Below are 22212 nucleotides of genomic sequence, written 5' to 3'. Positions count from 1 at the left end.
CTGTGCCATGAGCCACGATCCGAACTGCCTGTTCTGCCGCATCGCCGCCGGAGAGATCCCCGCCCAGAAGGTCTACGAGGACGATGAACTGATCGCGTTCAAGGACATCCGACCGGCCGCGCCCGTGCACCTGCTGATCATTCCGCGCCAGCACATCACCGGCCTCGGTGACGTGACGGCCGAGCACGAAGCGCTGCTGGGCCGCATGATGACGCTGGCCCCGCGGCTGGCGGTCGAACAGGGCGCCACCAACGGTTTTCGCACAGTGATCAATACCGGACCGGACGGCGGGCAGGAGGTCTACCACCTGCACCTCCACGTGATGGGCGGACCCCGGCCATGGAAACACGGCTGACCTAGAATTCCACGCACTGTCGACCAACTTCACGGTCAACCCCATACACCACCGCACCGGAGCACACCGCCATGGGCCTGTCCACCACCCACCTGATCATCTTCCTCGTCATCATCGTGCTGGTCTTCGGCACCAAGAAGCTCAAGAACATCGGCTCGGACCTGGGTTCCGCCGTCAAGGGCTTCAAGGATGGCGTGAAAGATGGCGACAAGACCGATGCCGCAGCCTCTGCCGCCGCGCCGGCCGCCCAGGTCGCCACGGAAAAGCGCCTCGACAGCCAGACCATCGACGTCGAAGTCAAGACCAAGTCGTGATCCCCGCAGTCCACGGCGCCTGACCCATGTTCGATATCGGCATTGCCAAGATCATGCTCGTGGCGGGCATCGCGCTGGTCGTGATCGGCCCCGAGCGCCTGCCGCGGGTGGCTCGCATGGCCGGCACGCTGATCGGCCGGGCGCAGCGCTACGTCGCCGACGTCAAGTCCGAGGTCAACCGCTCGATCGAACTGGAGGAGCTGTCCAAGGTCCGCGAGCAGTTCGAGACGGCGGCCCGCGACGTGAGCCAGTCGGTGTCCAGCGGTCTGAACGACGCCACCCGCGACGTCAATGCGGCCCTGGGCCAGCACGTCGACAGCGACACGCCGACCTACGAGCCCTACAACTGGGACAGCACGCCGGCCCCGGCCTACAAGCCCCCGAAGAAGAACTGGCGCATCAAGCGTTCTGCGGTGCCCCAGTGGTACAAGAAGAGCGAAAACGTGCGCCGCCATGTGCAGTCGGGCGCCGCCCGGGTGGCACGATTCCGCCCTGCGCGCTCGACGCGTTCGCTCTGATCCATGTCCACACCACCCGATGAGCTGCAAGGCACCGAAGCGCCTTTCGTCAGCCACCTGATCGAGCTGCGCGACCGCCTGCTCAAGACCGTCTACGGCGTCGGCGCGATCTTCGCGCTGCTGTGCCTGTTCCCGGGCCCGTCACGGATGTACGACCTGCTGGCACTGCCGCTGGTCAAGGCACTGCCCGAAGGGTCGAAGATGATCGCCGTCGGCGTGGTCTCGCCGTTCCTGATCCCGATCAAGGTGACGCTGCTGGTGGCGTTCGGCGCCGCGCTGCCCTGGGTGCTGTACCAGATCTGGGCCTTCATCGCACCAGGCCTGTACCGGCATGAGCGCCGGCTGGTCCTGCCGCTGGTGACCAGCAGCACGGTCCTGTTCTACCTGGGCGTGTCGTTCTGCTACTTCTTCGTGTTCGGTCAGGCGTTCCCGGCCATCCAGTCGATGGCCCCGGCCTCGGTGGCCGTGAGCCCGGACATCGAGGCCTACCTGGACTTTGTCATCACGATGTTCATCGCCTTCGGCGTGGCGTTCGAGGTGCCCGTGGCGGTGGTGGTGCTGACGCGGCTCGGCGTGATCACGGTCGAGCAGCTGCGAGAGTTCCGCCGCTACTTCTGGGTGGCTGCCGCCGCCGCCGCCGGGCTGGTCACCCCACCGGACGCCGTGTCGATGGTGGCCCTGCTGATCCCGATGGGGCTGCTGTACGAAGTGGGCATCGTCGCGTCGCAGTTCTTCCTCAAGCACACGCAGCCGCCGGCAGAAGAAACCACGGGCTGACGCTCACTCGGCCGGCTTGCGGCTCGCCACCTTCGCCTTGGGCCGCTGAGCCACCTTGACGGTCAGGTCCAGCGCCTGCTCGCCACGCTGGACCGTGATGACGGCGGGTGACTGCGGCTTGAGTGCGGCCACCGCGTTGAGCAGCTGTGCGGTGCTGCCCACCGGCACGGCCCCCACCTTCAGTACCACGTCGCCGGGCTGCATGCCCGCGGCACTGGCCGGACCACCCTGCAGCACACCGGTGATCAGCACGCCATGGTCCACCTTGAGCTTGAAGGATTCGGCCATGTCGGCGGTCAGGTCGCTCGGCTGCACGCCGATCCAGCCCCGCATCACCACGCCCTCGGTGATCAGCCCCTCCATCACCTGCCGCGCCGTGGACACGGGGATCGCGAAGCCGATGCCCATGCTGCCGCCGGAGCGCGAATAGATCGCGGTGTTGATGCCGAGCAGCTGTCCGGTGGCATCGACCAGCGCCCCGCCCGAGTTCCCCGGGTTGATGGCCGCGTCGGTCTGGATGAAGTTCTCGAAGGTGTTCAGCCCCAGCCCGGTGCGGCCGACGGCGCTGACGATGCCCGAGGTCACCGTCTGCCCCACGTTGAACGGATTGCCGATGGCCAGCACGACGTCGCCGACCTGCAAGCCATCTGCGTCCCCGAAGGTGATCGCCGGCAGCCCGTCGAGCGCCACCTTCAGCACCGCGAGGTCGCTGTCCGGATCGGTGCCGACCACCTTGGCCGCCACCCGCCGACCGTCGGCGAGTCCGATCTCGATCTGGCCGGCGTTCTCGACCACGTGGTTGTTGGTGAGCAGGTAGCCATCGGCCGAGACGATCACGGCCGAGCCGGTGCCGCTGGTCGGGCCCTCCTGGTCACCGAAGTAGCGGTGGAACCAGGGTTCGGCCGGATTGCCCTTGCGCTTGGGGTCGACCGCCACGCTGGTCACCACGCTGACGACGGACGGCGAGGCCCGCCGCGCCGCAGGAGCGAAACTGCCGGGACTCGACGAAGCGCCCGCAGCCACCGCCGCCGGGGCCTGAGAGATGTTCAACTGCACCGGAGCACCGCCTGCCGGCGAAGCGATCCACTGCGGCTTGAGCGTGGCCAGCACGAAGACCACGGCCAGCGCGACCGTGACCGCTTGAGAGAATACGAGCCAGAGCCTGCGCATGGACAAGGAGCAAAGAATGACTGAGAACGTGGCACACAGAACCGGTCTGGCCAACCATCTGGAGCAGTGTCTGGAGGTGGCCCGGTTTGCAGATTATGGTCCCAACGGGTTGCAGGTGGAGGGCCGCGCCGAGGTGCGCCGCCTCGTCAGCGGCGTGACCGCCAGCCTGGCGCTGATCGAGGCCGCGGCTGCGGTCGGCGCCGACGCCCTCCTGGTTCACCACGGCCTGTTCTGGCGCGGACAGGACGGCCGCGTCACCGGCTGGATGAAACAGCGGCTGGCTGCGCTGCTGCGCCACGACATCAACCTCTACGCCTACCACCTGCCGCTGGACGCCCACCCCACGCTGGGCAACAACGCGCAGCTTGGCGCCCACCTCGGTCTGGTCACGGAAGGCACCTTCGGCGACAAGGCCCTGGGCGTGATCGGCCGGCCGGTCGACGGCGCCTGCACGCTGGAGGCCTTCGCGGCCCGGGTCGGCACGCGGCTCGGCCGCACGCCAGTGGTCGCGCCAGGCGATGGGCGCACGGTGCAGCGCGTGGCCTGGTGCACCGGCGGCGCGCAGGGCTGGTTCGACTCTGCGATCGCGGCCGGAGCCGATGTCTACCTGACCGGCGAGATCTCCGAGCCGCAGGCCCACATCGCCCGCGAGACCGGCGTGGCCTTCATGGCCTGCGGGCACCACGCCACCGAACGCTACGGCGTGCAAGCCCTCGGCGCGCATCTGGCCACGCAGTTCGGTCTCGCGCACCAGTTCATCGACATCGACAACCCGGGCTGAGCCACGCCACGCCGGACGGCGCGGCGGTCCTCAGGCCAGCGCCGCCGCCAGCGCGCCGGCGTGCGGGCCGAAGGCGAAGCTGTCCATCGCCAGCACACCCGCATCGACGCTGCGGTGGATGGCCACGGCCGGCGACACCTCGCCCCCCGCCCCTGCGGCGATGTAGAACGGCAGCCAGTGCTCGTCCGTCGGGTGCTGCAGCGCGGCGCCGGGGGCCTGCTGGCGGTAGTCGAGCAGTGCGGGCCAGTCGCGCGCCGTGCCGCGGGCGTGCACCCAGTCCTGGAAGGCGGCCACGTCCGGCTCGATCTGCCCTTCCGGTACCGAGCGCGGACCGAAGAAGCGCCGCAGGTTGTGCGTCATCGCGCCGCTGCCGATGACGAGCACGCCGTCCTCGGCCAGTGCCGACAGCGCGCGGCCCGCGGCCCAGAGCTGTGCCGGGGTCCAGGTCGGCACCAGCGTCAGCGGCACGACCGGCACCTCGGCCCCTGGCCAGGCGCGTTTCATCACCGTCCAGATGCCGTGGTCGAGGCCGCTGGCGTCCACCGCCTGCGTCGGGATGCCCGCCTCGCCCAGCTGGCGCGCCACGGCATGGGCCAGCAGCGTGTCGCCGCGGGCGTCGTAGCGCTGGGCGTACAGCTCGGCCGGGAAACCGCCGAAGTCGTGGATCGCCTCGTGGCGGGCGCCCGCCAGCGCCATCGGCTGCCGCGTCGACGAGTGCGGCGACACCACCACCGCCGCCCGCGGCCGGCCGAAGGTGCAGTCGATGGCCGGGCCGAGCCGGTCGAGGAACTGCGCAGCCGGCGAGGTCTCGATGGCGATCATCGGCGAGCCGTGCGACAGGTAGAGCGGAGGCAAGGAGTGTGTTTGCATGGTGCCCTCATTGAAGCGCAGCGTTCGGCCTCCGCCATTCTGTGCCTTTGCACACAGCATTCGGCCGGTACGGGCGCGGTGGTGTACCTTGGCGGCATGAACACCCACGCCGCCGCCCAACCCTCCGCCCCGAACAAGCCGCCCTCGGTGCTGCAACTGGCCTGGCGGCAGCTGCTGCGCGACTTCCGGGCTGGCGAGTTGCGGCTGATGCTGGTGGCCGTGGCACTGGCGGTAGCGGCGATCTGCAGCGTGGGCTTCTTTGCCGACCGCCTGCAGGCCGGACTGGCCCGGGATGCGCTGACACTGCTCGGCGGCGACGCCGTGGTCGCCAGCGACCAGCCGCTGCCCGCCAGTTTCGAGACCACCGCCCGGGAGATGGGCCTGAAGACCGCCCGCAACGTGCGCTTTCCCAGCATGGCCCGCGCGCCGGATGCGCGCGGCGGGGCCTCGAAACTGGTGTCGGTGAAAGCGGTGTCGGCCGGCTACCCGCTGCGCGGCACGCTGGGCGTCAGCGACAGCGCCACCGGTCCGGTGCGCGAGCAGACCACCGGACCGGCCCCCGGCACCGTCTGGGTCGATGCGTCGGTGCTGGACGCACTGGCCGTGCAGGTCGGCGACCCGCTGCTGCTCGGGGACGCCACGCTGCGCATCGCGCAGGTGCTGCGGGTCGAACCGGACCGGGACGCCGGCTTCATGAGCTTCGCACCCCGCGTGCTGCTGGCAGAAGCCGATCTGGCGGCCACGGGTCTGGTCCAGCCCGCGAGCCGGGTGAACTGGCGCCTTGCGGTGATCCCGACAGACACCAGCCGGCGTGCCGCCGCCCAGGCGGCCGTGCGGGGCTACGTTGCCTGGGTGGACGCCACGGTCGAGCGCGAGCGCCTGCGTGGCACGCGGGTCGAGTCGATCGACAACGCCCGCCCCGAGATGCGCCAGACGCTGGACCGCGCCGGACAGTTCCTGCAACTGGTGGCCGTGCTGGCGGCGCTGCTGGCCGCAGTCGCGGTGGGCATCGCGGCCCGGGGTTTTGCGGCACGGCACCTGGACGCCTGCGCGATGCTGCGCGTGCTCGGGCTGCCGCAGCGCCGCATCGCGGCGATCTACGGGCTGGAGCTGGGGCTGGTCGGCGTGGCCGCCAGTGCGCTGGGCGTGCTGATCGGACTGGCGGTGCACCAGGTGTTCGTCGTGCTGCTGGCGGGTCTGGTCGAGGCCAACCTGCCCGCGCCGAGCGTGTGGCCGGGGGTGTTCGGGCTGGCCGTGGGCATGGTGCTGGTGGCGGCGTTCGGGCTGCCGCCGGTGCTGCAACTCGCCCAGGTGCCGCCGCTGCGGGTGATCCGGCGCGACCTGGGCGAGTTGCGGACCGCCTCGCTGGCTGTGCTGCTGGCCGGGCTGGCGGGCTACGCCGCGCTGCTGATGGTGGTGGCACAGGACCCGAAGCTCGGCGCCATCGCGGTCGGTGGCTTCGCGGCCGCCTGGGCGGTGTTCGCGGGGGCCGCGTGGCTGGCGGTGCAGGCGCTGCGGCGTGCCGTGCCGGAGGTGGGCGCGCCGCGCTGGCTCACGCTGGCCACGCGCAGCCTGAGTGCGCGGCCGGCGCTGGCCGTGCTGCAGGTCAGCGCCCTGGCCCTGGGGCTGATGGCGCTGATGCTGCTGGTGCTGCTGCGCACCGACCTGATCTCCAGCTGGCGCGCGGCCACGCCGGCCGATGCACCGAACCGCTTCGTCATCAACATCCTGCCCGAGCAGGGCCAGGCCTTCCGGCAGTCGCTGGCCACCGCGGGCGTGGCGCGCTATGACTGGTACCCGATGATCCGCGGCCGGCTGCTGGCGGTGAATGGCCGCGAAGTCGGCCCGTCCAGTTACCCGGATGCGCGCGCGCAGCGGCTGGTCGAGCGTGAATTCAACCTCAGCCACAGCGCCGCGCTGCCCGGACACAACGCGGTGGTCGCCGGCCAGTGGACAGCCGACGAGGCCGACGGGCTGAGCGTCGAGGAAGGGCTGGCGAAGACGCTGGGGCTCCAGCTTGGCGACCAGCTGCGCTTCGACATCGCCGGCACGCCGATCGAGGGCCGCATCAGCAGCCTGCGCAAGGTGGACTGGGGCTCGATGCGGGTGAACTTCTTCGTGATGTTTTCGCGCAGCGCCATGCCGGACCTGCCCGCGACCTACATCGCCGCCCTGCGGGCACCCGCCACACCGGGCTTCGACGCCGCGCTGGCGCACGACTACCCGAACATCACCAACGTGGACGTCTCGGCCCAGATCGGTCAGGTGCAGCGGGTGCTGGACCAGGTGATCCAGGCGGTGGAGTTCCTGTTCGGCTTCACGCTGTGCGCAGGCCTGCTGGTGCTGTTCGCCGCGGTGAGCGCCACCCGGGAAGCACGGGCCCGCGAGTTCGCGCTGCTGCGGGCGATGGGCGCCAGCAGCGCGCTGCTGCGGCAGGTGCAGCGGGCGGAATTGCTGGGCGTGGGAGCACTGGCCGGGGCACTGGCCTCGGCTGCAGCGCTCGCCGTGGGCTGGGCGCTGGCGCGGGAGGTGTTCGGTTTCCAGTGGAACCCGCCACTGTGGGTGCCGCTGTTCGGCTCGGCCGCGGGTGCCCTGCTGGCGCAGGGTGCAGGCTGGTGGAGCCTGCGCGAAGTGCTGCGCCGCCCGGTGAGCGAGACGCTGCGGCAGGCCACCAGCTGAGGATGGCGGCCTGCCGTCTGCCGGCTCAACGCCGGCTGACCAGCGAGCCCACGTCCAGGATCAGCGCCACCTTGCCATTGCCCAGGATGGTGGCACCCGATACATCGGGAATGCGCCGGAAGTGGGTCTCCAGGTTCTTCACCACCACCTGCTGCTGCCCCACCAGCTCGTCGACCAGCAGCGCCGCACGCATGCCCTCCGACTCGACGATGACCATGATGCCGGGCGCCGCCTGGCCTTCGGTCGCTGGCGAGCCGAGCAGTTCGGCCAGATCGACCACCGGCAGGTAGTCCTCGCGCACCTTGGCGACGCGGCTGCCCGCTCCCAGGGAGCGGATCGTGTCGGGACCGACCAGGTCGCTCTCGACCACCGACCCCATCGGGAGGATGTAGACCTCGTCGCGCACGGCCACGCTCATGCCGTCCATGATGGCCAGCGTCAGCGGCAGGCGCACCTTGACGCTCATGCCGCAGCCCGGCGCCGAGTCGATATCGACGCGGCCGCCCAGTCCGGTGATGTTCTTCTTCACCACATCCATGCCGACGCCGCGGCCGGACACGTCGGTGACGACCTCCGCGGTCGAGAAGCCCGGCTCGAAGATCAGGTTCCAGACCTGGGTGTCGGTCAGCGAATCCGGCGCCGACAAGCCCCGCTCGCGCGCCTTGGACAGCAGCTTCTCGCGCGACAGCCCCTTGCCATCGTCGCGCACCTCGATCACGACCGAGCCGCCCTGGTGCCAGGCCGACAGCGTGATGGTGCCGTGCGCCGTCTTGCCGCTCTGGGTGCGGACCTGGGGCAGCTCGATGCCGTGGTCGCAGGAGTTGCGCACCAGGTGGGTCAGCGGGTCGGTGATCTTCTCGACCAGGCCCTTGTCCAGCTCGGTCGCCTCGCCGATGGTGACGAGCTCGACCTGCTTGCCCAGCTTGCCCGACAGGTCGCGCAGCATGCGCGGGAAGCGGCTGAAGACGGCCGACATCGGAATCATGCGGATCGACATCACGGCGTCCTGCAGATCCCGCGAATTGCGCTCCACCAGACTGATCGACGACAGCAGCGCCTGGTGCGCCACCGGATCGAGTGCACGGCTGCTCTGGATCAGCATGGCCTGCGTGATCACCAGTTCGCCCACCAGATTGATGAGCTGATCGACCTTGTCGACCGACACGCGCAAGGTCGTCGCGTCCACCGATGCCCCGGCACCGCCACCCGACCGAGGCGCAGCCGCCCCAGGAGCCGGGGTCGGGGCTGCGCTGGCCACCGCGGCGGTCACCGGCGACACGGCGGCAGCGGCCACGGCCGCATTGACCTCCTCCTGCGTCGGCGCACCCGGGTTGCCTTCGTGGAACCCGTAGCCCAGTCCCAGCCCGCTCAGATGCACCAGTCTGCGCTCGACATGGAAACTGAACAGATCCAGCAGCTCCGAGTCGGTACAGGTCGTTGTCACGCTGAAACGGCGCATGCCATCCACCGGCTCACCGAAATCGAGCGGACGCATTTCGCCGAGACCCGGGATCTCGTCGAACAGTTCATGCAGGTGGTTCGCGGCGTTGGCCTGCTCCAGCGGTCCGATGCGCACCTCCAGCTCGCGCTGGCCCGGACCCAGCAGTTTCCTGGCGGCCGCTGGAGCCTCGACCGGAGCCGAGCCCCCCGCCGCAGCCACCGCCACCGCGCCCGCCGGCTGGCTCGACAGGCGCGCGAGTTGCCGGATGTCGGCGACCAGGGTCTCGGTGGCGGGCGTTTCGGGCGTCAGTCCCTGACGGAACGAGAGCTGCCCCCAGAGCGCATCCCCGCCGCGCAGCAGGACATCGACCATCGGTGGCGTCGGCGAGAGTTCGTGGCGGCGCAGCCGGTCCAGCAGCGTCTCCATCTCGTGCGCCAGCTCGGCCACTTCCGTGAAACCGAAGGTCGCCGCCCCCCCCTTGATGGAGTGGGCGACACGGAAGATCGCATTGAGCGTCTCGTCATCGACGGCCGCGGGGTCCAGCGCGAGCAGCAGCTGCTCCATGCGCTGGAGATTTTCAGCCGCCTCCTCGAAGAAGGTCTGGTGAAACTGTTGCAGATCGAGACCTGTCTCGCTGGAGCGGGAGGAGTCTCGTTGGTCGTGGGTGGAATCGGTCATGGGGTGCGCCTGGAGAGGAAGGCCGTATTCAGCGGATGACCATTCGAAGGACTTCGAGCAGCTTGATCGCGTCGAACGGCTTGACCAGCCAGCCGGTCGCACCGGCATCCCGTCCGGCCTGCTTCATCTCGTCACTGGACTCGGTGGTCAGGATGAGAATGGGCGTGTCTTGGTACTGCGATGTTTCGCGCAGTTTGCGGGTCAGCGAGATCCCGTCCAGCTTGGGCATGTTCTGGTCCGTCAGGATCAGGTCGAACGCCTGGCGACCCGCCTTGTCCCAGGCGTCGGTCCCGTCAACCGCCTCCACCACCTGGTAACCGGCGCTCTTGAGGGTGAAGGAAACCATCTGCCGCATGGAGGCGGAGTCGTCGACAGCGAGGATCAAAGGCATGAATCACTACTCCGGCAGAGACAAGACGCGCCCCAATGCCAGGGTATGCGTCAACTGCCTCAATTTTTCTCACTACCAGCCTGCTTCGGTGCCGGGATCACGCCTCAAAATCCAGCCCAGTTTCCAGGAGACGACCCCATGTTCCGCCCGCCTCCACCGCGCCGCCTGCGCATCCTGCACCTCGAAGACTCGGAAATGGACCACCAGCTGGTCCTGGTCCACCTGCGCCGAGGAGGCATCGAGGCCACGATGCACCGTGTCGACACCGAAAACGCCTTCCTGGCCGCCCTCGGCCAGAGCTGGGATGCCGTGCTGTCCGACTACAACCTGCCCGGCTTCTCCGGGCTGATCGCACTGGAGCTGCTGCGCGACCGCGACACCCTGCTGCCCTTCATCCTCGTCTCGGGCGAGATCGGCGAGGACACGGCGGTCGAGGCCATGCGCAATGGCGCCTCCGACTACCTGCTCAAGAGCAACCTGAACCGGCTGGTGCCGGCGCTGCTGCACGCCGTCGATGTCTGCGAAGGCCAGCGGGCCCGACAGCGCACCGACGAGGAGCTGGCGCGCTCGCGCAAGCGGCTGTCGGAGCTGGCCCAGCACCTGCAGACCAGCATCGAGATGGAGCGCGCGGCCATCGCCCGAGAGATCCACGACGACGTCGGGGGCTCGCTCACCGCGGTGAAATTCGATCTGGCATGGATCGCACGCCATGCCCCGAACGGGCCGATGGCGGAACGCGCACAGCAGGCGCTGGAGTCCGTCAACCACGCCATCGAGGCGAGCCAGCGGATCATGCACAACCTGCGTCCCGCCATCCTGGAGCAGGGCCTGGTGGCCGCGCTGCAGTGGATGACGCAGCGCTTCGAGCGCCGCACCGGCATGCGCACCACCTTCCGCACCAGCCACGACCACCTCAGCCTGTCACCCGGCGTGCCGCTGGTGGCCTACCGCACGGCGCAGGAGGCGCTCACCAACATCTCCAAGCACGCCCAGGCCAACCGGGTGCAGGTGGACCTGACCGTGGCGGCGGGCGTGCTCTCGCTGGAGATCAGCGACAACGGCCGCGGGCTGGCCAATGGCGACCTGGGCAAGGACCATTCGTTCGGAATCCGCGGCTTGCATGAACGAGCGGACACCGTCGGCGGCTGGATTGACCTGAGCAGCTCGCCGACCGGCACGACCCTGATACTCTCCGTGCCTCTCGACCTGAGCGATGTGGCATCCCGTCCCGGCGACACCGAGATCGACCTGCCACTGACCAGCAGCAGCCCGCATGATCCTTCTACCTGGGGCGCCCTATGACACGCGTGATTCTCTGTGACGACCATGCCCTGATCCGCCGGGGCATCCGCGATACGCTGGCCGAACAACCCGACATGCAGATCGTCGGCGAGGCCGGCGAATATGGCGAGTTGCGCAACCTGCTGCGCACCACCACCTGCGACGTGCTGGTGCTCGACATCAACATGCCCGGCCGCAGCGGGCTGGACGTGCTGCACGCCCTCAAGGACGAAGGCTCGCCGATCCGGGTGCTGATCGTCTCGATGTACCCCGAGGACCAGTACGCGCTGCGTGCGCTGCGCGGCGGCGCCTATGGCTACGTCAACAAGGGTGGCGACACGGCGCAGATCGTCACCGCCGTGCGCATGGTCGCGCAGGGCCGCAAGTACATCACCGCCGAGATGGCGCAGATGCTGGTCGAGAGCCTGACCACGCCCGCGCCGGAAGCCGCGCACGACAAGCTCTCCGACCGCGAACTGCAGACGCTGACGATGATCGCCTCCGGCAAGCGGTTGAGCGACATCGCCGAGCAGCTCTCGCTCAGCCCCAAGACGGTGAGCGTCTACCGGGCGCGGGTGCTGGAGAAGCTCGGGCTGACGAACAACTCGGAGCTGACGGTCTACGCGATCCGCAACGAGCTGGTGTGACCGGTCGCAAAGTCGTTCAATCCGCAGGCATCGTGTCCTTTCAGCAGCCAAAGTGACCGCTGGGAGAAATCCACGGGCACTCCGCTCTGACCGGCAACCGGTCGCAGGCTCCGGTCAAAGTGTGAACTCGCCGGCATGTAGCGCAGCGCCACCCCCGTACGCCTCAATGGGCTGGTGTTGGCGCCGGCCCCGTGGATCATGTGGACATCGTGCAGGCTCATCTGGCCCGGCGCCAGTTCCACATCCACGGCAGCATCTTCGCTGAAGGCGCCCGCGGCCAGCCGCTGGTTCAGCGTCAGGTCCTGCCGGTCTTCGTGGAGGTGCGGGTGCAGCGTCCGGCCCGCATGTGAGCCGGGAATTACGCGCAGGCAGCCGTTGGCGCGCGTGCTCGGCTCCAGCGCCACCCAGACCGTGCAGGTGGCCAGCGGGCGGATCGGCCAGTAATGCCCGTCCTGGTGCCACGGCGTCTCGAAGCCCTCGCCGGCCGGCTTGCAGAACACATGGCAGCCCCACAGGATCACGTCGTCCCCGATGACCCCGGATACCAGCTCGACGATCTCCGGGTCGCGCGCCAGATCGAGGAAATCGGCCACGCCGCGTACCCCCTCGCCGTTGTCACCCGCCCCGCGGTCCACATGCGCCGACACCAGCTTTTCGGGCCGTACGCCCGGGTTTCGCCGCAGCAGTTCATCCAAGGCCGCGCGCATCGTGGCGACCCGCGCCTCCGGCAAACGCCATTGCGGCACGACCCAGCCGTCGCGCTGGTAGCGATCGATCTCGTCGGGGAGAAGATGCAACATGGTGGCGGTCTCCAGGGAATCAGCCAACGATTCTGTCGCGATCCCCACTCCGCCAGGCCGTGGGCGAACCCTCAGATCCGCACCGGAATCCCGCGCGCCGCCATCAACTGCTTGGCCTCGCCGACCGTGTGCTCGCCGTAGTGGAAGATGCTGGCGGCCAGCACCGCGTCCGCCCCGCCCTGCTGCACGCCGTCGGCCAGATGGTCGAGGTTGCCGACACCGCCCGAGGCGATCACCGGCACCGGCACCGCGTCCGCCACCGCGCGCGTGAGCGCCAGGTCGAAGCCGATCTTGGTGCCGTCGCGGTCCATGCTGGTCAGCAGGATCTCGCCCGCGCCCATCTCGGCCATCTGGCGCGCCCAGGCCACCGCGTCGAGGTGCATGTTCTTGCGCCCGCCGTGGGTGTAGACGTCCCAGCCCGGGCCCTTGCTCGCCAGATCCTCGCCAACCCGCCGCTTGGCGTCGATGGCCACGACGATGCACTGCGCGCCGTACTTGTCCGAGGCGTCGCGGATGATCTGCGGGTTGGCGACGGCCGCCGAGTTGAAGCTGACCTTGTCGGCACCGGCGTTGAGCAGCCGGCGCACATCGGCCACCGTGCGCACGCCGCCGCCGACCGTCAGCGGGATGAAGACCTGCGACGCCACCGCCTCGATGATGTGCAGGATCAGGTCGCGACCGTCGCTGGTGGCGGTGATGTCGAGGAAGGTCAGCTCGTCGGCGCCCTGGTCGTTGTAGCGGGCGGCGATGTCCACCGGGTCGCCCGCGTCGCGCAGGCCGACGAAGTTGACACCCTTGACGACCCGGCCGCCGGTCACGTCGAGGCAGGGAATGATGCGTTTGGCGAGCATGGCGTTCCGTTCCGGCTCAGGCCGTGGTGCCGTTGCGCTCATCAGCCAGGCGCTGGCCAGCGGCAAAGTCGAGGTCGCCGGTGTAGATCGAACGACCGCAGATCACGCCCTGCACGCCTTCCTTCTCCACCGCGCACAGCGCCTCGATGTCGGCGATGTTCGACAGCCCGCCCGACGCGATCACGGGGATCGTCAGCGCCTGCGCGAGCTTCACGGTGGCGTCGATGTTGATGCCGGTGAGCATGCCGTCGCGGCCGATGTCGGTGTAGATGATGCTTTCCACCCCGTAGCCCTCGAACTTCTTGGCCAGATCGACGACCTCGTGGCCGCTGAGCTTGCTCCAGCCGTCGGTGGCGACCAGGCCGTCCTTGGCGTCGAGGCCGACGATGATGTGGCCGGGGAAGGCGGTGCAGGCGTCGCGCAGGAAGCCGGGGTTCTTCACCGCGGCCGTGCCGATGATCACGTAGGTGATGCCGGCATCAAGGTAGCGCTCGATGGTGTCGAGGTCACGGATGCCGCCGCCGAGCTGCACGGGGATCTTGCCGTCCACCTCCGCCAGGATCGACTGGATCGCCCCGGCGTTGACCGGCTTGCCAGCAAACGCACCGTTCAGGTCCACCAGGTGCAGGCGTCGGCCGCCCGCGTCGAGCCAGCGGCGGGCGACCACCGAGGGGTCCGCGCCAAAGGTGGTGGAGTCGTTCATGTCGCCTTGCTTGAGGCGCACGCATTGACCGTCTTTGAGGTCGATCGCCGGGATCAGCAGCATGGTGTCAGGGCTTTCAGGGCTTCCAGCCAAGGAAATTGCGGTACAGCGCCAGACCGTGGTCGGCGCTCTTCTCGGGGTGAAACTGGGTGGCGAAAATGTTGTCGCGGGCCACCGCACAGGTGAACGGTGCGCCGTAATCGGTCTCGCCAGCGGTGTGGCGCGGATCGTCAGGCGTCGTGAAGTAGCTGTGGACGAAGTAGAACCACGCGCCATCCGGCACACCCGCCCAGACGGGATGCACTGCGCCGTCATGCGCGATCTGGCGCACGCGGTTCCAGCCCATCTGCGGCACCTTGTAGCGGCTGCCGTCGGGCTGCAGGCGACCTTCCAGCTGGAAGCGCTTCACGCGGCCGGCGATCAGGCCGAGGCCGGGCGTGTCCTGCTCTTCCGAGTGGTCGAGCAGCATCTGCATCCCGACGCACACGCCCATCAGCGGCTTGGTCGCGGCGGCTTCGAGCACGGCTTCCTTCAGCCCGGAGTCGTGCAGCTCGCGCATGCAGTCGCGCATCGCACCCTGCCCCGGCAGCACGACACGTTCCGCGGCGCGCACCTCGTCGGGCTGTGAGGTCACGACAACTTCCAGGCCCGAGCCTTGCGCGACGTGCAGCACCGCCTGCGACACCGAGCGCAGGTTGCCCATGCCGTAATCGACGACAGCGACAGTCCGCGACATCACAGGCACCCCTTGGTGGACGGGATCACGCCGGCCGAGCGCGGATCGGGCGTGATCGCCATCCGCACCGCGCGGCCGAACGCCTTGAACATCGTCTCGCACTGGTGGTGGGCGTTGTGGCCCTTGAGGTTGTCGATGTGCAGGCTGACCAGCGCGTGGTTGACGAAGCCCTGGAAGAATTCAAAGACGAGCTGCGTGTCGAGCGCGCCGATCATCCCGGAAGTGAACTTAACGTCCATCTCCAGCCCCGGACGGCCCGAAAAATCGATGACGACACGCGACAGCGCTTCATCCAGCGGCACGTAGCTGTGCCCGTAGCGCGTCAGGCCCTTCTTGTCGCCCACCGCCTTGGCCACCGCCATGCCCAGCGTGATGCCGACGTCTTCGACCGTGTGGTGGCCGTCGATGTGCAGGTCGCCGTCGGCCTCGATCTCCAGGTCGATCAGGCCATGGCGGGCGATCTGGTCGAGCATGTGGTCGAAGAAGCCGATGCCGGTGGCGAGCTTCGAGACGCCGGTGCCGTCGAGGTTGACCCGCACGCGGATCTTGGTCTCGTTGGTGTTGCGCTGGATCTCGGCGATCCGGGGGGTGAAGTCAGTGCTGGCGCTTGGAGTGCTCATGCTGTTCATGGTGCTCATCTTCAGACCGACGCCCGCAGCGCGTCGACCATGCGGGTATTTTCTTCCGGCGTGCCCACCGTCAGGCGCAGGCAGTTGGCCAGCAGCGGGTGCAGTGCCGCGACATGCTTGATCAGCACACCGCGCTGCTTCATCCCGTCGAACGTCGCCTTCGAATCGGGCACGCGCACGAGGATCATGTTCGCCTCGCTCGGCCACGCCTGCACGCCCGGCATGTCACTCAGCGCCGCCTGCAGCCGCTCGCGCTCGCTGCGCAGCACCGTGGCCTGCCGGGCGTATTCGTCGGCATGCTCCAGGGCGAACAGCGCGGCCTCGGCGTTCAGCACGCTGACGTTGTACGGCGGGCGCACCTTGTCGATCTCGGCGATCAGCGCCGCCGGCCCGACCATGTAGCCCAGCCGGATGCCCGCGAGGCCGAACTTGCTCAGCGTGCGCATCACCAGCACGTGGTCGTGCTCGCCGGCCCGCGGCAGCCAGGTGCGCGACGAAAACGGCTGATACGCCTCGTCGAACACGACCAGCCCGTTCTGCGCGCCGACGGCGGCCACGATCTTCTCGATCACGGCGTCGTCGAACAGGTTGGCGGTCGGGTTGTTCGGGTAGGCGATGTAGGTGATGGCCGGGCGGTGCTGCTCGATCGCGGCCAGCATCGCGGCCTCGTCCAGCTCGAAATCCGCGGTCAGCGGCACGCCGACGAAGTTCAGCCCCTGCAACTGCGCCGACATCGCGTACATCACGAAGCCGGGCACCGGCGCCAGGATCGTCGCGCCCGGCACATCACAGGCCAGCGCCAGCAGCGAGATCAACTCGTCCGAGCCATTGCCCAGCATCAGCGCGCAGCCTTCGGGCAGGGCGATGTGCTCGGCCAACGCAGTCTTCAGCTCGTCGATGCGGCCACCCGGATAGCGGTTGATCGCGACCGCGCCGAGGCGCTGCCCCAGTTCGGCTTGGAGCGCGGGCGGCAGCGTGAAGGGGTTTTCCATCGCGTCCAGCTTGAGGAAGCCGGCGCTGGGCTGGACGGCGTAGGCGTGCATGCCCTGGACATCGGCGCGGAGGGTCTGGGACAGTCGATTGCTCATGAGGTCGCTCCGATGGGGGTCAGTCAGCACGTTTCAGGCGGAACTCGGCCGCCTGCGCATGCGCCTGCAAGCCTTCGCCATAGGCCAGTTCCGCGGCGATCACACCCAGCGTCTGCGCGCCCTGCTCGCTCACTTCGATCAGGCTGGAGCGCTTCTGGAAGTCGTAGACGCCCAGCGGCGACGAGAAGCGCGCGGTGCCCGAGGTCGGCAGCACGTGGTTCGGACCAGCGCAGTAATCGCCCAAGCTTTCGCTGGTGTAGGCGCCGAGGAAGATCGCCCCGGCGTGGCGCAGCAGCGGCTCCCAGCGGTGCGGGTCGGACGAGCTGACCTCCAGATGCTCCGGCGCGATGCGGTTGCTGATCGCGCAGGCTTCGTCCATGTCCCGCGTCAGGATCAGCGCGCCGCGGCCTTCCAGCGAGGCGCGGATCACGTCGCGGCGCGGCATGCCGTCGATCAGGCGGTCGATCTCGGCCTGTACCTTGGCGATGTAGTCCGCGTCCGGGCTGAGCAGGATGGACTGCGCGAGTTCGTCATGCTCGGCCTGCGAGAAGAGGTCCATCGCGACCCAGTCGGGCGGCGTCGTGCCGTCGGCCAGCACGAGGATCTCGCTCGGGCCGGCGATCATGTCGATGCCCACCTGGCCGAAGACGCGGCGCTTGGCGCTGGCGACGTAGGCATTGCCGGGGCCGGTGACCTTGTCGACACGCGGCACGGTCGCCGTCCCGTAGGCCAGCGCGCCGACCGCCTGCGCGCCACCGATCGTGAACGCACGGCTGACACCGGCGACATAGGCGGCGGCCAGCACCAGCGCGTTCTTCTCGCCCTTCGGCGTCGGCACGACCATGATGATTTCGCCGACCCCCGCGACATGCGCCGGGATCGCGTTCATCAGCACCGACGACGGGTACGCCGCCTTGCCGCCCGGGACGTAGATGCCCACGCGGTCGAGCGGCGTGACCTTCTGGCCGAGCAGCGTGCCGTCTTCATCGCGGTAGCTCCAGCTCAGACCGCACGCCTGCAACTGGCGCTCGTGGTAGCTGCGCACGCGCTTCGCTGCGGCTTCGAGGGCGCTGCGCTGCGCGGGCGTGATGGCCTCGAACGCGGCTTTCAGCTCCTCGCGGGTCAGCTCCAGCGCCGCCATCGACTCGGCCTGCATGCCGTCGAAGCGGTTCGTGTATTCGATCACCGCCGCGTCGCCGCGCTGCTGCACGTCCTGCAGGATGGCCGCAACCCGCTCCTCGATCGCATGGTCCGTCTCCGCCGACCAGTGCAGCACGCGCTGGAACTCGGCTTCGAAGTCCGGGGCGGCGGTGTTCAGGTGGCGGATGGCGACGGAGGACATGGCGGGTCTTTCTTGGGCTTCGGGAAAGTCAGTCTTTGGGAATGGCGGAGGCGAAGGCGTCGATCAGCGGGCGAAGCTGGTCGCGCTTGAGCTTGAGCGCGGCCTGGTTGACGACGAGGCGCGACGAGATCTGCATGAAGGGCTCGACCTCGACGAGGTGGTTCGCCAGCAGCGTCTTGCCGGTGGAGACCAGGTCGACGATGGCGTCGGCGAGGCCGGTCAGCGGTGCCAGCTCCATCGAGCCGTACAGCTTGATCAGGTCGACGTGGACACCCTTGTCGGCGAAGTGCTGGCGGGCGATGGCGGTGTACTTGGTCGCCACGCGGATGCGCGAGCCCTGCTTCACCGCGGCGGCGTAGTCGAAACCTTCACGCACGGCCACGCTCATGCGGCACTTCGCGATGTTCAGGTCCAGCGGCTGGTAGAGGCCCTGGCCGCCGTGCTCGATGAGGATGTCCTTGCCGGCCACGCCGAGGTCGGCGCCGCCGTACTGGACATAGGTCGGCACGTCGGTGGCGCGCACCAGCACGACCTGCACATCCGGTCGGTTCGTCGGCAGGATCAGCTTGCGCGACTTCTCGGGGTCTTCCAGCACCTCGATGCCGGCAGCCGCCAGCAGCGGCAGCGTCTCCTCGAAGATGCGGCCCTTGGACAGCGCCAGCGTGACCATGCCGTTGGATTGCGTGCTCATGCGGGAACCCTTTCGATGTCGGCCCCGATACCGCGCAGCTTGACTTCCATGGCGTCGTAGCCGCGGTCGAGGTGGTAGATGCGGTCGACCGTGGTGGTGCCGTCGGCGACGAGCCCGGCGATCACCAGCGACGCCGAGGCGCGCAGGTCGGTGGCCATCACGGTGGCACCCGACAGCTTCGGGATGCCTTCGACGATGGCGGTGTGGCCGTCCACGGCGATGTGGGCGCCCAGGCGCACCAGCTCGTTGACATGCATGAAGCGGTTCTCGAAGATCGTCTCGGTCACGCGCGCCACGCCCTCGGCGATGCAGTTCACGGCCATGAACTGCGCCTGCATGTCGGTCGGGAACAGCGGGTGCTCGCTGGTGCGGAAGCTCACCGCCTTCGGGCGGGCGTTCATCTGCACGCGGATCCAGTCGTCGCCGGACTCGACCGTGACACCGGCCTCGCGCAGCTTGCTGATCACGGCATCCAGATGGCTGGCGTCGGCGCGGCGCAGCGTCACGTCGCCACCAGCCGCCGCCACCGCGCACAGGAAAGTGCCGGCCTCGATGCGGTCCGGGATGATCTGGTGCGGCACCTTGGGGGCGTGCAAACGCTCGACACCGGTGAGGCGCAGGCGGCTCGTGCCGCGGCCTTCGATCTGCGCGCCCATGGAGATGAGCAGGTCGACGAGGTCGGTGATCTCGGGCTCTTGTGCGGCGTTTTCCAGCACCGTCTCGCCCTCGGCCAGCGTCGCGGCCATCAGCAGGTTCTCGGTGCCGGTGACGGTGACCATGTCGGTGGTGATGCGCGCACCCTTCAGGCGCGGCGACGCGGTGGCGTGGATGTAGCCGTGCTCGACGCGGATCTCGGCGCCCATCGCCAGCAGGCCCTTGATGTGCTGGTCCACCGGCCGCGAGCCGATCGCGCAGCCACCGGGCAGCGACACACGCGCCACGCCGAAGCGCGCCAGCAGCGGGCCGAGCACGAGGATGGAGGCGCGCATCGTCTTCACCAGCTCGTAGGTCGCCTCGGTGGAGGTGATGTTCGAGGCGTCGACGGTGACGATGCCGGGCGTGGCCGGATCGCGCGTGGAGGTCGCGCCGAGCTGCGCGAGCACCTTCAGCGTGGTCGAGACGTCCTTCAGACCCGGCACATTGGCCAGCGTGACCGGCTCGGCCGTCAGCAGCGCCGCGCACAGCTCGGGCAGGGCGGCGTTCTTGGCGCCGGAGATCGTGACCTCACCCTGGAGGGTGCGGCCGCCGCGAATCAGGAGCTTGTCCATGGAGGTGTGCGTGTGCTTGCGAGGGGCTCATGCCGCGTTGCGGGCTGGCCTGTCGCACACCGGGGCCGGCATGCACACGCCCGCGCCGCAGCCTGGGGCCGCGCGCGGTGGTCAATGGTGGTGGGTGACGGGGCTGGTCGGTGCAGTACCGGCCTTGGCCCATTCGGCGGGGGTGAGCGTCTTCATCGACAGCGCGTGGACCTCTTCGCGCATGCGCTCGCCCAGTGCAGCGTAGACGAGCTGGTGGCGGGCCACGCGCAGCTTGCCGGTGAACTGGCTGGAGACGATGGTGGCAAAGAAGTGACGGCCGTCGCCTTCGACTTCGAGATGCTCGCAGGCGAGGCCGGCGGCGATGAAGTCGCGGACTTGGGCAGGGGTGGGATCGGCCATGGTGCGTGCGATTGTAGCGGTTGCGAGGTCGCAGGCCTCAGTGCCGCAGCTTGTAGCCGCTCGCGAGCAGGCGCAGCGCGATCGCCGCGATCACCAGGAAACTCGCCGAGACGACCCCCAGGCTCATCCACGGCGAGACGTCGCTGACGCCGAAGAAGCCGCGCCGGAAGCCGTCGATCATGTAGAAGAACGGGTTCAGGTGGCTGACCTGCTGCCAGATGCCGGGCAGCGAATGGACCGAATAGAACACGCCCGACAGGAAGGTCATGGGCATGATGATGAAGTTCTGGAACGCCGCCATCTGGTCGAACTTGTCGGCCCACAGCCCCGCGATCAGGCCCAGGCTGCCCATCATCGCCGCCCCCAGCACCGCAAACGTCAGCGCCCACCACGGCTCGGCCATCTGCAGCGGCGCGAACCACACCGTCACCGCGAACACCCCGAAACCGACGACCACGCCCCGCACCAGCGACGCACCGACATAGGCGACAAACCACGCCCAGTGCGACAGCGGAGACACCAGCAGGAAGACGAGGTTGCCGGTGATCTTGCTCTGGATCAGGCTCGACGAGCTGTTGGCAAACGCGTTCTGCAGCACGCTCATCATCACCAGCCCGGGAATCAGGAAGCTGGTGTAGCCCACGTCGTCGTAGACCTTGACGTGGTCCGACAGCACGTGGCCGAAGATCATCAGGTAGAGCACCGCGGTGAGCACCGGCGCCGCCACCGTCTGGAAGCCGACCTTCCAGAAGCGCAGCACCTCCTTGTAGAACAGCGTGCCGGCGCCGGCAAACAGCGGGTTGGCGGCAGTCGCGGACGTGCTCATGCGCGGCCTCCTTGCATGATGTCGAGGAACACGTCCTCCAGGTCGGCGCGGCCGATCTCGAGGTCTTCGATGCGCACGCCGGCCGTGCGCAGCGTCGCCAGCGTCTGCTCGACATCGGCGGCGTCGCGGGCCTTGACCTGCGCGATGCGGCCGGTGACGCGGGCGTGGGCGGCGATGGCGGCGGGCAGCGGGTCGTCGGTCTTGAAGCGCAGCATCGTGCTCGACGTGCCCGCAAGCAGGTTGCTGGTGCGGTCCAGCGCCACGATGCGCCCTTGCTTGAGCATCGCGATCCGGCCGCACAGCGCCTCGGCCTCTTCGAGGTAGTGCGTCGTCAGCAGCACGGTGTGGCCTTCCTTGTTCAGCCGGGCGATGAACTGCCACAGCGTCTGGCGCAGTTCCACGTCCACGCCCGCCGTCGGCTCATCCAGCACGATGACCGGCGGCCGGTGCACCAGCGCCTGCGCGACCAGCACGCGGCGCTTCATCCCGCCCGACAGTTGCCGCATGTTGGCGCCGGCCTTGTCCGCGAGGCCGAGGCCGGACAGCAGCTCGTCGATCCAGGCGTCGTTGCCCTTCACGCCGAAGTAGCCGCTCTGGATGCGCAGCGTCTCGCGCACCGAGAAGAAGGGGTCGAACACCAGTTCCTGCGGCACGATGCCGAGCGACCGGCGGGCCGCCGCGTAGTCGTCCACCACGTCGTGGCCCATGACCCGCACGCGGCCGGTCGTCGCCCGCGACAGGCCCGCCAGGATGCTGATCAGGGTGGTCTTGCCCGCGCCGTTGGGGCCGAGCAGACCGAAGAATTCACCAGGGGCGATGTCGAGGCTGACAGCGTCGAGGGCCTGCAATGCACCGCGCGGGGTGCTGAAGGTCTTGCTGACCTGCTGGAAGGAGATGGCCGGGATCATTGCGGGGCATTGTAGGGAGGCCGCGTCGATTCCTCACGCGGGCGGCGACAGTCCCCTCGATACAGTCGGCCCAACGTC

At 68.8% G+C, this 22212-nt stretch carries 24 protein-coding genes; 8 read left to right on the top strand and 16 right to left on the bottom strand.

The window, feature by feature from the left end; all coding sequences use genetic code 11:
• The first annotated feature begins 7 nt into the window (after positions 1 to 7).
• From BDD16_RS15050 to tatC, 4 genes are all read left to right on the top strand, one after another.
• A complete protein-coding gene (locus BDD16_RS15050; RefSeq protein ID WP_179634697.1) occupies positions 8 to 355 on the top strand; it encodes a histidine triad nucleotide-binding protein in 348 nt (115 codons plus the stop codon).
• Between the two features lie 71 nt (positions 356 to 426).
• Positions 427 to 669 (top strand): Sec-independent protein translocase subunit TatA, encoded by a 243-nt coding sequence (gene tatA, locus BDD16_RS15045; protein WP_179634696.1) that lies wholly within the window; start codon positions 427 to 429, stop codon positions 667 to 669.
• Positions 670 to 695: 26 nt separating this feature from the next.
• Positions 696 to 1187 (top strand): Sec-independent protein translocase protein TatB, encoded by a 492-nt coding sequence (gene tatB / locus BDD16_RS15040; RefSeq protein ID WP_179634695.1) that lies wholly within the window; start codon positions 696 to 698, stop codon positions 1185 to 1187.
• Between the two features lie 3 nt (positions 1188 to 1190).
• Positions 1191 to 1964 (top strand): twin-arginine translocase subunit TatC, encoded by a 774-nt coding sequence (gene tatC, locus BDD16_RS15035; protein WP_179634694.1) that lies wholly within the window; start codon positions 1191 to 1193, stop codon positions 1962 to 1964.
• A gap of 3 nt (positions 1965 to 1967) precedes the next feature.
• Here tatC and BDD16_RS15030 read toward each other — a convergent pair whose 3' ends face one another.
• Positions 1968 to 3134 carry a S1C family serine protease gene (locus BDD16_RS15030; RefSeq protein ID WP_179634693.1) on the bottom strand — a complete coding sequence of 389 codons (1167 nt, stop codon included), beginning with the start codon at positions 3132 to 3134 and terminating at the stop codon, positions 1968 to 1970.
• Between the two features lie 28 nt (positions 3135 to 3162).
• On the opposite strand from BDD16_RS15030, the gene BDD16_RS15025 reads away from it, so the two are divergent.
• The gene (locus BDD16_RS15025; protein ID WP_310732783.1) at positions 3163 to 3915 is read left to right on the top strand and encodes a Nif3-like dinuclear metal center hexameric protein; all 753 of its coding nucleotides are present in this window, start codon (positions 3163 to 3165) and stop codon (positions 3913 to 3915) included.
• Positions 3916 to 3945: 30 nt separating this feature from the next.
• On the opposite strand, the gene BDD16_RS15020 is transcribed toward BDD16_RS15025, so the two are convergent.
• Complete coding sequence (locus tag BDD16_RS15020; RefSeq protein ID WP_179634691.1) at positions 3946 to 4785, bottom strand: DODA-type extradiol aromatic ring-opening family dioxygenase; 840 nt, start codon at positions 4783 to 4785, stop codon at positions 3946 to 3948.
• A gap of 96 nt (positions 4786 to 4881) precedes the next feature.
• Between BDD16_RS15020 and BDD16_RS15015 the strand changes: the two genes are divergently transcribed.
• Positions 4882 to 7464 carry an ABC transporter permease gene (locus BDD16_RS15015; RefSeq protein ID WP_179634690.1) on the top strand — a complete coding sequence of 861 codons (2583 nt, stop codon included), beginning with the start codon at positions 4882 to 4884 and terminating at the stop codon, positions 7462 to 7464.
• Positions 7465 to 7489: 25 nt separating this feature from the next.
• Here the strand turns inward: BDD16_RS15015 and BDD16_RS15010 are convergent, their stop codons facing one another.
• Positions 7490 to 9583, bottom strand: a complete 2094-nt coding sequence (locus BDD16_RS15010) for a chemotaxis protein CheW (RefSeq protein ID WP_179634689.1) — start codon at positions 9581 to 9583, stop codon at positions 7490 to 7492.
• Between the two features lie 28 nt (positions 9584 to 9611).
• On the bottom strand, positions 9612 to 9974 hold the full coding sequence (locus BDD16_RS15005; protein ID WP_179634688.1) for a response regulator: 363 nt from the start codon (positions 9972 to 9974) through the stop codon (positions 9612 to 9614).
• Between the two features lie 138 nt (positions 9975 to 10112).
• Here BDD16_RS15005 and BDD16_RS15000 point away from each other — a divergent pair, with 138 nt between their 5' ends.
• Together BDD16_RS15000 and BDD16_RS14995 are read left to right on the top strand one after the other, a co-directional pair.
• Positions 10113 to 11276: a hybrid sensor histidine kinase/response regulator gene (locus BDD16_RS15000; protein ID WP_179634687.1), complete on the top strand. Its 1164-nt coding sequence runs from the start codon at positions 10113 to 10115 to the stop codon at positions 11274 to 11276.
• Positions 11273 to 11902: a response regulator gene (locus BDD16_RS14995; RefSeq protein WP_179634686.1), complete on the top strand. Its 630-nt coding sequence runs from the start codon at positions 11273 to 11275 to the stop codon at positions 11900 to 11902. Before BDD16_RS15000 ends, BDD16_RS14995 begins: the two co-directional genes overlap by 4 nt.
• Here BDD16_RS14995 and BDD16_RS14990 read toward each other — a convergent pair.
• From BDD16_RS14990 to BDD16_RS14935, 12 genes are all read right to left on the bottom strand, one after another.
• Positions 11875 to 12729 carry a phytanoyl-CoA dioxygenase family protein gene (locus BDD16_RS14990; protein ID WP_246332563.1) on the bottom strand — a complete coding sequence of 285 codons (855 nt, stop codon included), beginning with the start codon at positions 12727 to 12729 and terminating at the stop codon, positions 11875 to 11877. The genes BDD16_RS14995 and BDD16_RS14990 overlap by 28 nt on opposite strands.
• Before the next feature lie 44 nt (positions 12730 to 12773).
• On the bottom strand, positions 12774 to 13553 hold the full coding sequence (gene hisF / locus BDD16_RS14985; protein WP_179634684.1) for an imidazole glycerol phosphate synthase subunit HisF: 780 nt from the start codon (positions 13551 to 13553) through the stop codon (positions 12774 to 12776).
• Positions 13554 to 13569: 16 nt separating this feature from the next.
• Positions 13570 to 14319 (bottom strand): 1-(5-phosphoribosyl)-5-[(5-phosphoribosylamino)methylideneamino]imidazole-4-carboxamide isomerase, encoded by a 750-nt coding sequence (gene hisA, locus BDD16_RS14980; RefSeq protein WP_179634683.1) that lies wholly within the window; start codon positions 14317 to 14319, stop codon positions 13570 to 13572.
• 13 nt (positions 14320 to 14332) lie between these two features.
• Positions 14333 to 14992: an imidazole glycerol phosphate synthase subunit HisH gene (hisH, locus tag BDD16_RS14975; protein ID WP_179634682.1), complete on the bottom strand. Its 660-nt coding sequence runs from the start codon at positions 14990 to 14992 to the stop codon at positions 14333 to 14335.
• The gene (hisB, locus tag BDD16_RS14970) at positions 14992 to 15621 is read right to left on the bottom strand and encodes an imidazoleglycerol-phosphate dehydratase HisB (RefSeq protein WP_179634681.1); all 630 of its coding nucleotides are present in this window, start codon (positions 15619 to 15621) and stop codon (positions 14992 to 14994) included. The genes hisH and hisB overlap by 1 nt, the downstream gene beginning before the upstream one ends.
• Before the next feature lie 11 nt (positions 15622 to 15632).
• Positions 15633 to 16709, bottom strand: coding sequence for a histidinol-phosphate transaminase (gene hisC / locus BDD16_RS14965; protein WP_179634680.1), 1077 nt, complete (start codon positions 16707 to 16709; stop codon positions 15633 to 15635).
• A gap of 19 nt (positions 16710 to 16728) precedes the next feature.
• A complete protein-coding gene (hisD, locus tag BDD16_RS14960; protein ID WP_179634679.1) occupies positions 16729 to 18051 on the bottom strand; it encodes a histidinol dehydrogenase in 1323 nt (440 codons plus the stop codon).
• Between the two features lie 28 nt (positions 18052 to 18079).
• The gene (hisG, locus tag BDD16_RS14955; protein WP_179636172.1) at positions 18080 to 18721 is read right to left on the bottom strand and encodes an ATP phosphoribosyltransferase; all 642 of its coding nucleotides are present in this window, start codon (positions 18719 to 18721) and stop codon (positions 18080 to 18082) included.
• A gap of 17 nt (positions 18722 to 18738) precedes the next feature.
• Positions 18739 to 20010 (bottom strand): UDP-N-acetylglucosamine 1-carboxyvinyltransferase, encoded by a 1272-nt coding sequence (gene murA / locus BDD16_RS14950; protein ID WP_179634678.1) that lies wholly within the window; start codon positions 20008 to 20010, stop codon positions 18739 to 18741.
• Between the two features lie 111 nt (positions 20011 to 20121).
• Positions 20122 to 20400, bottom strand: a complete 279-nt coding sequence (locus tag BDD16_RS14945) for a BolA family protein (RefSeq protein WP_179634677.1) — start codon at positions 20398 to 20400, stop codon at positions 20122 to 20124.
• A gap of 37 nt (positions 20401 to 20437) precedes the next feature.
• Positions 20438 to 21226, bottom strand: coding sequence for an ABC transporter permease (locus BDD16_RS14940; RefSeq protein WP_179634676.1), 789 nt, complete (start codon positions 21224 to 21226; stop codon positions 20438 to 20440).
• Positions 21223 to 22131, bottom strand: coding sequence for an ABC transporter ATP-binding protein (locus BDD16_RS14935; protein WP_179636171.1), 909 nt, complete (start codon positions 22129 to 22131; stop codon positions 21223 to 21225). The genes BDD16_RS14940 and BDD16_RS14935 overlap by 4 nt, the downstream gene beginning before the upstream one ends.
• Positions 22132 to 22212: the final 81 nt, after the last annotated feature.

Origin of the sequence: Sphaerotilus montanus (assembly GCF_013410775.1) — a bacterium.
In the GTDB taxonomy this organism is placed as follows: Bacteria; Pseudomonadota; Gammaproteobacteria; order Burkholderiales; family Burkholderiaceae_C; genus Sphaerotilus; species Sphaerotilus montanus.
This window is presented reverse-complemented; position numbering and strand designations above follow the sequence as displayed.

What these genes read in the sequence shown, in the direction of transcription:
- tatA (WP_179634696.1), top strand. Translation starts at nt 427, where the DNA reads ATGGGCCTGTCCACCACCCACCTGATCATCTTCCTCGTCATCATCGTG.
- hisF (WP_179634684.1), bottom strand. Translation starts at nt 13,553, where the DNA reads ATGCTCGCCAAACGCATCATTCCCTGCCTCGACGTGACCGGCGGCCGG.
- hisH (WP_179634682.1), bottom strand. Translation starts at nt 14,992, where the DNA reads ATGTCGCGGACTGTCGCTGTCGTCGATTACGGCATGGGCAACCTGCGC.
- murA (WP_179634678.1), bottom strand. Translation starts at nt 20,010, where the DNA reads ATGGACAAGCTCCTGATTCGCGGCGGCCGCACCCTCCAGGGTGAGGTC.
- hisD (WP_179634679.1), bottom strand. Translation starts at nt 18,051, where the DNA reads ATGTCCTCCGTCGCCATCCGCCACCTGAACACCGCCGCCCCGGACTTC.
- hisB (WP_179634681.1), bottom strand. Translation starts at nt 15,621, where the DNA reads ATGAACAGCATGAGCACTCCAAGCGCCAGCACTGACTTCACCCCCCGG.
- tatB (WP_179634695.1), top strand. Translation starts at nt 696, where the DNA reads ATGTTCGATATCGGCATTGCCAAGATCATGCTCGTGGCGGGCATCGCG.
- BDD16_RS14940 (WP_179634676.1), bottom strand. Translation starts at nt 21,226, where the DNA reads ATGAGCACGTCCGCGACTGCCGCCAACCCGCTGTTTGCCGGCGCCGGC.
- BDD16_RS14995 (WP_179634686.1), top strand. Translation starts at nt 11,273, where the DNA reads ATGACACGCGTGATTCTCTGTGACGACCATGCCCTGATCCGCCGGGGC.
- BDD16_RS15005 (WP_179634688.1), bottom strand. Translation starts at nt 9,974, where the DNA reads ATGCCTTTGATCCTCGCTGTCGACGACTCCGCCTCCATGCGGCAGATG.
- hisG (WP_179636172.1), bottom strand. Translation starts at nt 18,721, where the DNA reads ATGGTCACGCTGGCGCTGTCCAAGGGCCGCATCTTCGAGGAGACGCTG.
- BDD16_RS15015 (WP_179634690.1), top strand. Translation starts at nt 4,882, where the DNA reads ATGAACACCCACGCCGCCGCCCAACCCTCCGCCCCGAACAAGCCGCCC.
- hisC (WP_179634680.1), bottom strand. Translation starts at nt 16,709, where the DNA reads ATGAGCAATCGACTGTCCCAGACCCTCCGCGCCGATGTCCAGGGCATG.
- tatC (WP_179634694.1), top strand. Translation starts at nt 1,191, where the DNA reads ATGTCCACACCACCCGATGAGCTGCAAGGCACCGAAGCGCCTTTCGTC.
- BDD16_RS14945 (WP_179634677.1), bottom strand. Translation starts at nt 20,400, where the DNA reads ATGGCCGATCCCACCCCTGCCCAAGTCCGCGACTTCATCGCCGCCGGC.
- BDD16_RS15030 (WP_179634693.1), bottom strand. Translation starts at nt 3,134, where the DNA reads ATGCGCAGGCTCTGGCTCGTATTCTCTCAAGCGGTCACGGTCGCGCTG.
- BDD16_RS15050 (WP_179634697.1), top strand. Translation starts at nt 8, where the DNA reads ATGAGCCACGATCCGAACTGCCTGTTCTGCCGCATCGCCGCCGGAGAG.
- BDD16_RS15020 (WP_179634691.1), bottom strand. Translation starts at nt 4,785, where the DNA reads ATGCAAACACACTCCTTGCCTCCGCTCTACCTGTCGCACGGCTCGCCG.
- BDD16_RS15010 (WP_179634689.1), bottom strand. Translation starts at nt 9,583, where the DNA reads ATGACCGATTCCACCCACGACCAACGAGACTCCTCCCGCTCCAGCGAG.
- hisA (WP_179634683.1), bottom strand. Translation starts at nt 14,319, where the DNA reads ATGCTGCTGATCCCGGCGATCGACCTCAAAGACGGTCAATGCGTGCGC.
- BDD16_RS15000 (WP_179634687.1), top strand. Translation starts at nt 10,113, where the DNA reads ATGTTCCGCCCGCCTCCACCGCGCCGCCTGCGCATCCTGCACCTCGAA.